Annotated in this window: 4 protein-coding genes; 3 read left to right on the forward strand and 1 reads right to left on the reverse strand. The window is 57.1% G+C overall.

What is annotated here, in order from left to right:
• Nucleotides 1-62: 62 nt before the first annotated feature.
• Nucleotides 63-8111 (reverse strand): retention module-containing protein, encoded by an 8049-nt coding sequence (locus EBL_RS14940; RefSeq protein WP_014716155.1) that lies wholly within the window; start codon nucleotides 8109-8111, stop codon nucleotides 63-65.
• A gap of 274 nt (nucleotides 8112-8385) precedes the next feature.
• Between EBL_RS14940 and EBL_RS14945 the strand changes: the two genes are divergently transcribed.
• From EBL_RS14945 to EBL_RS14955, 3 genes are all read left to right on the forward strand, one after another.
• Nucleotides 8386-9732: a TolC family outer membrane protein gene (locus EBL_RS14945; protein ID WP_002444464.1), complete on the forward strand. Its 1347-nt coding sequence runs from the start codon at nucleotides 8386-8388 to the stop codon at nucleotides 9730-9732.
• A gap of 92 nt (nucleotides 9733-9824) precedes the next feature.
• On the forward strand, nucleotides 9825-12014 hold the full coding sequence (locus EBL_RS14950; RefSeq protein ID WP_002444466.1) for a type I secretion system permease/ATPase: 2190 nt from the start codon (nucleotides 9825-9827) through the stop codon (nucleotides 12012-12014).
• Complete coding sequence (locus EBL_RS14955; protein ID WP_002444469.1) at nucleotides 12001-13362, forward strand: HlyD family type I secretion periplasmic adaptor subunit; 1362 nt, start codon at nucleotides 12001-12003, stop codon at nucleotides 13360-13362. Before EBL_RS14950 ends, EBL_RS14955 begins: the two co-directional genes overlap by 14 nt.
• Nucleotides 13363-13369: the final 7 nt, after the last annotated feature.

A 13369-nucleotide genomic window follows, 5' to 3' on the forward strand; every position in this document is an offset into this window, starting at 1 on the left:
GGCTAGGGAAATGGGTTGGGTGGGTTTTAAGACAGCGCCGCCCGGGGGCGGCGCTGATGGGGTTAGAGAATAATGGTTGTCTGGTCTGGGGTACTGAGCAGGTCGGAAATGTAATCCGCACTGGCTCCGTTGACAGTGATACTGACCTGGACTGAACCACCATTATTTAGCTGGCCGTCAGTGTTGATTTCCATCACAGCGTTGCCATCTACCTCTGTGACCTTGATATAGTTCTCCAGATGGTTGAGGTCAAAATCATCGCCAAGCAAATCACTCAGATCGATTTTATCGCCTTCAGCCTCGTTAAAATCGGTGATGGTGTCATTACCCAGATCGCCTTTCAGCCAGACAAAGGTATCGCTGCCTGAGCCACCGGTAAGAATATCGTCGCCTGTGCCGCCGCGTAAGATATCATCTCCACCACCACCAAACATCAGATCGTCACCGGCCCCGCCGTTCAGAATGTCATTAGAACCCGAGTCATCCAGTACGTTGAGTATGCTGGGATCATTACGAATAGCGTCGGCAATCTCTTGAGCAGTCAATGATTTATTGCCTAATTTATCCGCAAGCTCAGAAAGTGAGTTAGCACCATCTCCGATCAGGATATCATTACCATAACCGCCATACAGGGCATCCTTACCGTCACCACCAACAAGTAAATCATCTCCGCCACCACCGAAAATCAGATCATTACCGGCACCACCAAATAGGGTATCTTTACCCCCCTCCTGGGGCAACAATTCAGCGATCTCTGCCTGATGTTCAGAAAGCCAGACATGCATTTGTGCCGCGGTTGGCGAGGTTCCGTCAGGTAAGCCTAACTGCTTACCTATATAACTTTCCAGATCAGAAGTGGTGCCATCCGGTCCCGTAAATGAAGTAATATCACCAAATATAATATCGTTTCCGGCACCGGCATTGACAACATCATCACCGGGAGGAGCTAATGAATCCTTACCCAAAATAGCGTCAGCCAGATCTTTTGGATCAATATTTGCCTGACTTTTACCATCAGAATCAAATTTATCTAATGTATTGGTATTTACACCACTCCCAATTCCAATAGCCTCAACATCAGCTATAACATCTAGTTTAGCAAACTCACTATCATCTATGTGTGTATTTTCATTTGGAGCACCATCGGTAATAAAATAAACCTTATTCTCCGCAGAATTATTAAGACTTTCAAACCATTTTATTGCACTTTTAAAAGCTTCATAGTAATCAGTACCACCATTAGCATTAATATCACTCAATGCTTTGTCTAATTTAGTTAATGCATCAGGATCATCTAACTTAATCGTCAAGTTAATTTTTGCATTACTGGCAAAACTAATTAAACCTATCGTTACAATCCCGGAGTTTGCACCATTAGATTTGATAAGCTCTTTTACAACATCAACAATTGCTTGCTTAGACGGAGTTAGCCGATCACCATTTGCTTTAGTATTCATACTGCCGGATCTATCTAATATAAATGCAATATTATAATCAGTTCCTTGCTGTATGATATTTCCTTTAACATCAGAAAGAACGATATCACTATCATCCGTTGTACCTGTAACCGGATTATCGCTCTCGTGAGTACCTTCGACAACCCCCCCTTTCTCAATACTGTACTCACGATCAGTTGATGCAACTGTTGTATTGCCTGCAGAATCAGTTGCTACAACCGAAGCCTCAATATTGAGATTAGTATCAGCCAGTAAATCAGAGGTTTTCACATCAGTGATTTTATATACTAACTCTCCATCCACCAACTCTAATTTACCGGTATAATCGGTACCATTAATAGTCAGCGTAACGATATCTCCGACACTAGCCTCACCACTCACCTTGCCGGTAATCGTTGTCGTTGGCTCATCTATTTCATCAAAATTTAATACGTCATCACCAGTAATAGGATCGATGATGATATTGGCCTCCGGTGCCACCGTATCGACCGCCACCGGCCGCTCATCATCGTCCGTGGCCGGGTTGCCCGCCGCATCATAACCGGTGACCTCTGCCGTCACCGACCACTCGCCCGTCGCCAGCTTCTCCACCACCTCCGGCGGCAGCGTCGTGCTCCAGCTATTGTTCTCACCGACACTGACACCCGTTACCCGGTGTACCTCGTTGCCTGACCCATCGGTAAACACCAGCGTCACGTCACTCCAGGTCACCACCGGATCGTCCGGGTTCTCCGAGCTCACCTTGCCGCTGATCTCCAGTTCCTCCCGGGACTCAGCCGCATTGAGCACATCGTCTCCGGCGATCACGTCAATCGTGATGGTCACCTCCGGTGCCACCGTATCGACCGTCACCGGCCGCTCATCATCGTCCGTGGCCGGGTTGCCCGCCGCATCATAACCGGTGACCTCTGCCGTCACCGACCACTCGCCCGTCGCCAGCTTCTCCACCACCTCCGGCGGCAGCGTCGTGCTCCAGCTATTGTTCTCACCGACACTGACACCCGTTACCCGGTGTACCTCGTTGCCTGACCCATCGGTAAACACCAGCGTCACGTCACTCCAGGTCACCACCGGATCGTCCGGGTTCTCCGAGCTCACCCTGCCGCTGATCTCCAGTTCCTCCCGGGACTCAGCCGCATTGAGCACATCGTCTCCGGCGATCACGTCAATCGTGATGGTCACCTCCGGTGCCACCGTATCGACCGTCACCGGCCGCTCATCATCGTCCGTGGCCGGGTTGCCCGCCGCATCATAACCGGTGACCTCTGCCGTCACCGACCACTCGCCCGTCGCCAGCTTCTCCACCACCTCCGGCGGCAGCGTCGTGCTCCAGCTATTGTTCTCCCCGACGCTGACACCCGTTACCCGGTGTACCTCGTTGCCTGACCCATCGGTAAACACCAGCGTCACGTCACTCCAGGTCACCACCGGATCGTCCGGGTTCTCCGAGCTCACCCTGCCGCTGATCTCCAGTTCCTCCCGGGACTCAGCCGCATTGAGCACATCGTCTCCGGCGATCACGTCAATCGTGATGGTCACCTCCGGTGCCACCGTATCGACCGTCACCGGCCGCACATCATCGTCCGTGGCCGGGTTGCCCGCCGCGTCATAACCGGTGACCTCTGCCGTCACCGACCACTCGCCCGTCGCCAGCTTCTCCACCACCTCCGGCGGCAGCGTCGTGCTCCAGCTATTGTTCTCACCGACACTGACACCTGTTACCCGGTGTACCTCGTTGCCTGACCCATCGGTAAACACCAGCGTCACGTCACTCCAGGTCACCACCGGATCGTCCGGGTTCTCCGAGCTCACCTTGCCGCTGATCTCCAGTTCCTCCCGGGACTCAGCCGCATTGAGCACATCGTCTCCGGCGATCACGTCAATCGTGATGGTCACCTCCGGTGCCACCGTATCGACCGTCACCGGCCGCTCATCATCGTCCGTGGCCGGGTTGCCCGCCGCATCATAACCGGTGACCTCTGCCGTCACCGACCACTCGCCCGTCGCCAGCTTCTCCACCACCTCCGGCGGCAGCGTCGTGCTCCAGCTATTGTTCTCCCCGACACTGACACCCGTTACCCGGTGTACCTCGTTGCCTGACCCATCGGTAAACACCAGCGTCACGTCACTCCAGGTCACCACCGGATCGTCCGGGTTCTCCGAGCTCACCTTGCCGCTGATCTCCAGTTCCTCCCGGGACTCAGCCGCATTGAGCACATCGTCTCCGGCGATCACGTCAATCGTGATGGTCACCTCCGGTGCCACCGTATCGACCGTCACCGGCCGCTCATCATCGTCCGTGGCCGGGTTGCCCGCCGCGTCATAACCGGTGACCTCTGCCGTCACCGACCACTCGCCCGTCGCCAGCTTCTCCACCACCTCCGGCGGCAGCGTCGTACTCCAGCTATTGTTCTCACCGACACTGACACCCGTTACCCGGTGTACCTCGTTGCCTGACCCATCGGTAAACACCAGCGTCACGTCACTCCAGGTCACCACCGGATCGTCCGGGTTCTCCGAGCTCACCTTGCCGCTGATCTCCAGTTCCTCCCGGGACTCAGCCGCATTGAGCACATCGTCTCCGGCGATCACGTCAATCGTGATGGTCACCTCCGGTGCCACCGTATCGACCGTCACCGGCCGCTCATCATCGTCCGTGGCCGGGTTGCCCGCCGCATCATAACCGGTGACCTCTGCCGTCACCGACCACTCGCCCGTCGCCAGCTTCTCCACCACCTCCGGCGGCAGCGTCGTGCTCCAGCTATTGTTCTCCCCGACGCTGACACCCGTTACCCGGTGTACCTCGTTGCCTGACCCATCGGTAAACACCAGCGTCACGTCACTCCAGGTCACCACCGGATCGTCCGGGTTCTCCGAGCTCACCCTGCCGCTGATCTCCAGTTCCTCCCGGGACTCAGCCGCATTGAGCACATCGTCTCCGGCGATCACGTCAATCGTGATGGTCACCTCCGGTGCCACCGTATCGACCGTCACCGGCCGCTCATCATCGTCCGTGGCCGGGTTGCCCGCCGCGTCATAACCGGTGACCTCTGCCGTCACCGACCACTCGCCCGTCGCCAGCTTCTCCACCACCTCCGGCGGCAGCGTCGTGCTCCAGCTATTGTTCTCCCCGACGCTGACACCCGTTACCCGGTGTACCTCGTTGCCTGACCCATCGGTAAACACCAGCGTCACGTCACTCCAGGTCACCACCGGATCGTCCGGGTTCTCCGAGCTCACCTTGCCGCTGATCTCCAGTTCCTCCCGGGACTCAGCCGCATTGAGCACATCGTCTCCGGCGATCACGTCAATCGTGATGGTCACCTCCGGTGCCACCGTATCGACCGTCACCGGCCGCTCATCATCGTCCGTGGCCGGGTTGCCCGCCGCGTCATAACCGGTGACCTCTGCCGTCACCGACCACTCGCCCGTCGCCAGCTTCTCCACCACCTCCGGCGGCAGCGTCGTGCTCCAGCTATTGTTCTCCCCGACGCTGACACCCGTTACCCGGTGTACCTCGTTGCCTGACCCATCGGTAAACACCAGCGTCACGTCACTCCAGGTCACCACCGGATCGTCCGGGTTCTCCGAGCTCACCCTGCCGCTGATCTCCAGTTCCTCCCGGGACTCAGCCGCATTGAGCACATCGTCTCCGGCGATCACGTCAATCGTGATGGTCACCTCCGGTGCCACCGTATCGACCGTCACCGGCCGCTCATCATCGTCCGTGGCCGGGTTGCCCGCCGCGTCATAACCGGTGACCTCTGCCGTCACCGACCACTCGCCCGTCGCCAGCTTCTCCACCACCTCCGGCGGCAGCGTCGTGCTCCAGCTATTGTTCTCACCGACACTGACACCCGTTACCCGGTGTACCTCGTTGCCTGACCCATCGGTAAACACCAGCGTCACGTCACTCCAGGTCACCACCGGATCGTCCGGGTTCTCCGAGCTCACCTTGCCGCTGATCTCCAGTTCCTCCCGGGACTCAGCCCCATTGAGCACATCGTCTCCGGCGATCACGTCAATCGTGATGGTCACCTCCGGTGCCACCGTATCGACCGTCACCGGCCGCTCATCATCGTCCGTGGCCGGGTTGCCCGCCGCATCATAACCGGTGACCTCTGCCGTCACCGACCACTCGCCCGTCGCCAGCTTCTCCACCACCTCCGGCGGCAGCGTCGTGCTCCAGCTATTGTTCTCCCCGACACTGACACCCGTTACCCGGTGTACCTCGTTGCCTGACCCATCGGTAAACACCAGCGTCACGTCACTCCAGGTCACCACCGGATCGTCCGGGTTCTCCGAGCTCACCCTGCCGCTGATCTCCAGCGCCTCCCGGGACTCGGCCGCATTGAGCACATCGTCTCCGGCGATCACGTCAATCGTGATGGTCACCTCCGGTGCCACCGTATCGACCGTCACCGGCCGCACATCATCGTCCGTGGCCGGGTTGCCCGCCGCGTCATAACCGGTGACCTCTGCCGTCACCGACCACTCGCCCGTCGCCAGCTTCTCCACCACCTCCGGCGGCAGCGTCGTGCTCCAGCTACTGTTCTCCCCGACGCTGACACCCGTTACCCGGTGTACCTCGTTGCCTGACCCATCGGTAAACACCAGCGTCACGTCACTCCAGGTCACCACCGGATCGTCCGGGTTCTCCGAGCTCACCCTGCCGCTGATCTCCAGCGCCTCCCGGGACTCGGCCGCATTGAGCACATCGTCTCCGGCGATCACGTCAATCGTGATGGTCACCTCCGGTGCCACCGTATCGACCGTCACCGGCCGCACATCATCGTCCGTGGCCGGGTTGCCCGCCGCGTCATAACCGGTGACCTCTGCCGTCACCGACCACTCGCCCGTCGCCAGCTTCTCCACCACCTCCGGCGGCAGCGTCGTGCTCCAGCTACTGTTCTCCCCGACGCTGACACCCGTTACCCGGTGTACCTCGTTGCCTGACCCATCGGTAAACACCAGCGTCACGTCACTCCAGGTCACCACCGGATCGTCCGGGTTCTCCGAGCTCACCCTGCCGCTGATCTCCAGCGCCTCCCGGGACTCGGCCGCATTGAGCACATCGTCTCCGGCGATCACGTCAATCGTGATGGTCACCTCCGGTGCCACCGTATCGACCGTCACCGGCCGCACATCATCGTCCGTGGCCGGGTTGCCCGCCGCGTCATAACCGGTGACCTCTGCCGTCACCGACCACTCGCCCGTCGCCAGCTTCTCCACCACCTCCGGCGGCAGCGTCGTGCTCCAGCTACTGTTCTCACCGACACTGACACCTGTTACCCGGTGTACCTCGTTGCCTGACCCATCGGTAAACACCAGCGTCACGTCACTCCAGGTCACCACCGGATCGTCCGGGTTCTCCGAGCTCACCCTGCCGCTGATCTCCAGCGCCTCCCGGGACTCAGCCGCATTGAGCACATCGTCTCCGGCGATCACGTCAATCGTGATGGTCACCTCCGGATTAACGCTATCCATCACAAAATCAATGTGATCGCTAGCTGAAACTTCATTCCCCGCCGTGTCACTGATGGTGATATCCGCTTTGACATCGTTACTGCCTTCGTGCAGCACACCCGCATCCACCTGCACCGTCCAGCTGGAGCCGTCCGCCCCCACCACCGTATCGAATGTCTGCCCGTTGACCGTTACAGTGATCACGTCACCGGCTTTGGCGTCGCCGCTGACCGTACCGCTCAGCTCCACCGTCCCGTCTTCCCGGGTGATCGCCGCCAGCTCCTCTGTATTCAGGTAGTTATCGTCGCCCGTGATCGGGTTAATAGTAATATCCACTTCCAGTGTCGCCTGGCCCACATGGCTGTCGGCAGTGCCGGTCGCTTCATTACCGTACTCATCGCGAGTAGTAACACTGGCATTCACATCACCGGATGCCAGTAAATCGCTGGTATTAACCTCTACCGACCAGTTGCCATCGTCGCCAACGGTAGTGGTATATTCGTTACCGTTAACAGTAACCGTTACAATATCTCCGGGCTTTACATCCAGCCCGGTGCTGCCGGTTACCCGGGTTTTCTCTGCCCCGGCTTCGTGCATATTAATAATATTATCGCCAGCAATAGGATCGATGGTGATACTGGCTGAAGGGGGAATAATGATCGGTGGCTCATCACCACCATCAGAATAAGAATCAGACTCCGGCTGCAGCAGGGTTTCTTCCTGCGGCGGCGGCGGGAATGCAATATCAATGCCTTCAGTAGGGTAGCCCGCGGTCGGGTCGAGAATTTGCCCGGTAAGATCAAGCACAACGTGGGTATGACCACCGCCGCCGTCTCCGGCTTCGCCGGGAAGCGGGTTAGTGACAGGGGAATTACCGGCGGCGGTTGCTTCCAGCACCTGGGTCGGGTCAGCACCTTCAGCAATGGCCTGCTGCACTGCTGCAATATCCTGGGGAGCTGCGGCCTCCGGGGTTGCGGTAACCGCGCTATTGTCTCCCCAGTTACTTAACCGGCCAATGTCGAGGCTTTTTCCGTTTGCCAGTGCAACCGTTGCCGACCCCTGATCGGTAACCACCTGCTCACCGCGCAGAACCTGTTCCCCTTCCGTTGCCTGGCGGCGTGTACCATCAGAGGCCACAATCCACACCTGCCCCACCATTGATTTAATCGTACCTATAACTGTCGACATAGCATCTCTCCCTGGAGTGCAATTCCATTGCGAATCAGATAATTCCCCGGGCTAATACTTCAAAATTAGCGCCTGATATATTATCGTGGCGGCGTAATGCTCTAAATCAAAATCCACTTTCACTTATTTATTCAAATATATTCATAAGCCAGCGTATTAGTAATAATATCTTTATATTATTTTTGTAAAACAGCGTATTTGCGTGATTATCCGCTTTCGTCTTTGGTTTATCTTACTTATGGAATGGGTAAAATTGTAAAGGGACTACAACACTATGAAAAAGCGCAATGCTATTATTATTGCTGCGTCGTTACCCCTCATTATCACAGGTTCGGCACAGGCATTAACGTTAGAACAGGCAATAAAAAATACGCTTAACTCTCATCCGGAAGTCAGTGCGTCTGTAAATAGTCGTTACGCTTCAGATTATGATCTGAAAGCAGCAAAAGGCGGCTATTTACCAACCCTGAATTTGAATGCAGGAACCGGATGGGAACAAACGGATAACTCCACCACCCGCGCGGCAAATGATCATCGCCGTAATCTGCACCGCAGCGAATCATCACTGATGCTGACGCAAAACGTCTTCAACGGTTTTGCCACCACCAGTGAAGTTGCGCGCCAGAAAGCCACCGTGAACTCCCGGGCTTACGGGGTCAGCAACAGCAGTGAAACGACCGCGCTGAGCGCCATCCAGGCCTATATGGATGTTCTGATGCGCCAGCAGTTTGTACAGCTTGCCCAGGAGAACCTCACCAGCCACGAACGCATTTTTGATCAAATCAACCTGCGTACCAGCCGTGGTGTTGGCCGTAAGGCAGACTATGAACAGGCCGAAGCGCGTCTGGCTCAGGCCCGCAACAACCTGCTGACCGAACAAACCAATCTGGAAGATGCCCGCACTAACTTCTTCAGCGTGACCGGTACTGAAGCGAGCGATCTGAGCAAGCCCGCCTCTGTGGTGACCCCGGGCTCACTGGAAGAAGCCCGAAAAGTAATGCTGGAAAACAGCCCGCTGTTAAAAGTGGCTGAGGCTGATGTAGAAGCCACCCGCCAGCAGTATGAGGCGTCCAAGTCTACCTTCTACCCGAATGTAAACCTCGAACTTGGCCGCACCATGAACAATAATATCGACGGCACTCGCGGCCACGATCAGGAATGGCAGGCCATGGTGCGCATGCGCTATAACCTGTTCAACGGCGGCAGCGATAAAGCCAACCTGACATCCAATGCCTATAAACTGCGTGAAGCCCAGGATGTGCGTAATAATACCCGGCGCCAGTTAACCGAGGAATTACGCCTGGCGTGGACCGCATTACAAAATGCCAATCAGCAGGTGCCGATTGCCCAGCAATATGCCGATCAGAGCTATAAAGTACGCGATGCTTACCAGCACCAGTTCAGTATTGGTGAGCGTACTCTGCTTGACTTACTGGACAGTGAAAACGAAGTCTTCACCGCCCAGCGCCGCGCCATTGAAATGCAATATGTGGAGCTCTTCTCAGGCTACCGGATCAAAGCCCGTACCGGTGAACTGCTGAAGTCCATGTCTATTCAGCCACTGGCCGCCAGCGAAGCCACATGGAAAGAGGATCAGCAATCTTTACCTGACCTGCAATAACAGCGTTTGCCGCAGGGAGTTCTTACTCCCTGCGCAGCATGGAGCGATACTGTGATACCCCGGTTATTCAGGGGGATATAAGGATATAAATTATGGCGCTACATTCTGTTTCCGGCCCCGGCGAGGATTATGCTGACACCCCGGAAGATACCGGTATCGACCCCCGCAGCCTGCATGATGATCCATTACTGGACAGTCTGCTGGCTATCTGCACATTACACGGTATTGCCGCCAGCCGGATATCGCTGACGGCGGGCCTGCCGCTGAAAAATAACCGCCTGACGATGGATGTTTTTGCCCGCGCCGCCGCCCGGGCCAATTTGCGCGCCCGCCTGTTAAGGCGCGATCTGAAAAAAATAACCGCCATCTCGCTTCCGGCAATTCTGATGCTCAGAGAGAACCGCACCGCCGTGTTGCTGGGCTGGAATGATGACGGCCAGGCACGACTGCTGCCCAGTGAAGCCGGGGGCGGAGAAGTACAGGTAGATCCCGGGGTTCTCGCCGGTGAATATACCGGTGTGGCGCTGTTTATTCAGCCCCTGCACCAGCGTGAACGCGGCCGGTCCGCGCTGATCCCGCGCACCAAAACCTGGTTTCGCGATACGCTGCGCCTTTCGCGCACCCTGTACAGCGACGCTATCGTCGCCAGTTTTCTGATCAATATCATCGCCCTGTGTACCCCACTGTTTGTGATGAACGTCTATGACCGGGTCGTCCCCAACCAGGCCACCGCAACACTGTGGGTGCTGGCTATTGGTATCACGGTCGCTTTCCTGTTTGATCTGCTGCTGAAAACGCTGCGCGGCAGGGCGCTGGATCTCGCCGGGAAAAAAACCGATATGATCGTCTCAGCCTCGCTGTTTAGCCGGATCAACGGCATGGCGATGAAAGCGCGCCCCACCCGGCTTGGCAGCTTTGCACAGAATATTCATGAGATTCAGTCCCTGCGGGATTTTCTCTCCTCGCTCACCCAGGCCACACTGATTGACCTGCCCTTTACCCTGCTGATGCTGCTGGTTATTGGCCTTATCGGTGGGCCGCTGGTCTTTATTCCGCTGGTTGCCTTTCCGTTAGCGCTGGGTGTGAGCTGGCTTATTCAGAAACCGCTTAATGAAACCATCGACGACACCATGAAACTGGCCTCTGAGCGCCAGGCGGTACTGATTGAGACCCTGAGCGGCCTTGATGCGGTAAAAGTGAATAACGCCCAGAGCGAGCGCCAGTATCTGTGGGAAAACACCCTCGGCGCATTAAGTAAAAAAGAGCTGCGGGTAAAAACTCTCTCTACCCTGGCGGTGAACTTTACCGCCTGGCTGCAGCAGTTTTCCGGCGTGGCGATGATCGTCGCCGGGGTGTATCTGATTATCAACGGCAACCTCAGTATGGGGGGGCTTATCGCCTGCTATATGCTCAATGGCCGCGCACTGGCACCCATGGGGCAACTGAGTAGCCTGATGACGCGCTACCAGCAGGCGCGCATGACCATTGAAACCACAGACAGCATGATGGACCTGCCCCAGGAGCGCCAGGACGATCGCCCTTCCGTTGCCCGGGAGCGCCTCCAGGGGGCGATTGCTTTTCAGAACGTCACCTTCACCTATCCGGATCAGAAACACAGCTCTCTGAAGCAAATCTCGTTCTCCATTGCCGCCGGGGAGCGGGTGGGGATTATCGGCCGCAGCGGCTCCGGTAAAAGCTCGCTGGCCAAACTGATTATCGGATTCTATCAGCCAGATTCCGGCGAAATCCTGATAGACGGAATGGATGCCAACCAGATAGATGTCAGCGATCTGCGCCACAACATTGGCTATGTACCGCAGGATATCTACCTGTTCAGCGGCACCCTGCGGGAAAACCTGCTCAGCGGCGCCAGCTATGTAGACGACGACGCCATGCTGCGCGTATCGCGCCTGGCGGGCGTGCATGAGTTTGCCCGCAAACACCCGGATGGCTACAACATGCAGGTGGGTGAGCGCGGGCTGAACCTCTCCGGTGGCCAGCGCCAGGCGGTGGTCCTGGCCCGGGCGCTGTTGCTGGATCCGCCCATTCTGCTTCTGGACGAACCCACCAGCTCCATGGACAACACCACGGAAGATGCCGTGCGCCGGGCGCTGATGGAAACCACCCGGGACCGTACCCTGCTGCTGGTCACTCACCGGGCATCTCTCCTGCCGCTGGTTGATCGCCTGATTATCGTGGAGCGTGGCCATATCATCGCCGACGGCCCACGGGATAATGTTCTGGCAGCACTGAAGAAGGGGCAAATTCATGCGAGTCACTAACGCCATTCGCGCGCTCCTGCGCCGCCTGGGCCTGAGCGCCACTGAAAAACCATTTACCGTTAATGAGATCAACAGCGTGGTTACCGAGGATGCGCCGCGCGCATCGCGCATCACCCTGTGGGCCTGCTTCGCCTTTCTGATGGCGCTTATCATCTGGGCGGCTTGCGCCCAGGTTGATGAAGTCACCCGTGGCGAAGGCAAAGCTATTCCCTCTTCGCGGCTGCAAAAAATTCAGAACCTTGAAGGGGGGATTATCTCCGAGGTGTTTGTCCACGAAGGGGAGATTGTTGAAGCGGGACAGCCGCTGCTGCGCCTGGATGACACCCGCTTTCGCTCTAATGTTGGCGAAAGCGAGGCAGACCGCAACGCATTAATCGCCCGTATCGCGCGCCTGCAGGCCCAGCTTGATGACAAACCACTGGCCCTGAGCCCTGAAATCGAGCGTGATGCCCCGGGAGTCGCCAGTGGCGAGCGCGAGTTATTTAATGCCCAGCGCGAGCGGTTTCGTAATGAGATCTCAGGCCTTGAAGAGCAACTGGTGCAGCGTCGCCAGGAGTTACTGGACTACAAATCAAAAAGTACCCAGTTCCGCCAGAGTCTGGGGCTGCTGCAGCAAGAGCTGAGAATGTCCGAGCCGCTGGTTGCCGCCGGGGCTATCTCTAAAGTGGAAGTGCTGCGCCTGCGCCGCTCTGAAGTGGAAACCCGCGGCCAGCTGGAATCAGTACAGTTGTCCATTCCCCGGGCCCAGTCGGCCATTAATGAAATCGAGAGCAAAATTGCCGAAGCCAAAGAGCGCTACCGCAGCGAATTGCTGACCGAGCTGAACGAAGCCCACACCAATCTGACCAAGACCCAGGCCTCAGGTAAAGCCATTGAAGACCGGGTTAACCGTACCCTGGTGACATCGCCGGTGCGCGGCATTGTGCAGCAGATGCTGGTGAACACCATTGGCGGCGTGATCCAGCCGGGTGATGAGCTGGTTGAAATCGTACCGCTTGATGACACCCTGCTGGTTGAAGCGATGGTCCGCCCGCAGGATATTGCCTTCCTGCACCCGGGCCAGCAGGCAATGATTAAATTCACCGCCTACGATTACACCATCTATGGCGGGCTGAAGGGCTCTCTGGAGCATATCAGTGCCGATACCATCACCGACAAAGAAGGCCGCAGCTTTTACCAGATCCACCTGCGTACCAACAGTAACCACCTGGGCGGGGAAGAGAACCCATTGCTGATTATTCCGGGGATGGTGGTCTCCGTTGATATTATTACCGGCCGTAAGTCCGTGCTCAGCTACCTGCTGAAGCCCATTTTGCGGGCCAAAGCAGAGGCGCTGCGCGAACGATAAGGCACCC

The organism is Shimwellia blattae DSM 4481 = NBRC 105725, assembly GCF_000262305.1.
GTDB classification, from domain to species: Bacteria; Pseudomonadota; Gammaproteobacteria; order Enterobacterales; family Enterobacteriaceae; genus Shimwellia; species Shimwellia blattae.

What these genes read in the sequence shown, in the direction of transcription:
- EBL_RS14940 (WP_014716155.1), bottom strand. Translation starts at nt 8,111, where the DNA reads ATGTCGACAGTTATAGGTACGATTAAATCAATGGTGGGGCAGGTGTGG.
- EBL_RS14945 (WP_002444464.1), top strand. Translation starts at nt 8,386, where the DNA reads ATGAAAAAGCGCAATGCTATTATTATTGCTGCGTCGTTACCCCTCATT.
- EBL_RS14955 (WP_002444469.1), top strand. Translation starts at nt 12,001, where the DNA reads ATGCGAGTCACTAACGCCATTCGCGCGCTCCTGCGCCGCCTGGGCCTG.
- EBL_RS14950 (WP_002444466.1), top strand. Translation starts at nt 9,825, where the DNA reads ATGGCGCTACATTCTGTTTCCGGCCCCGGCGAGGATTATGCTGACACC.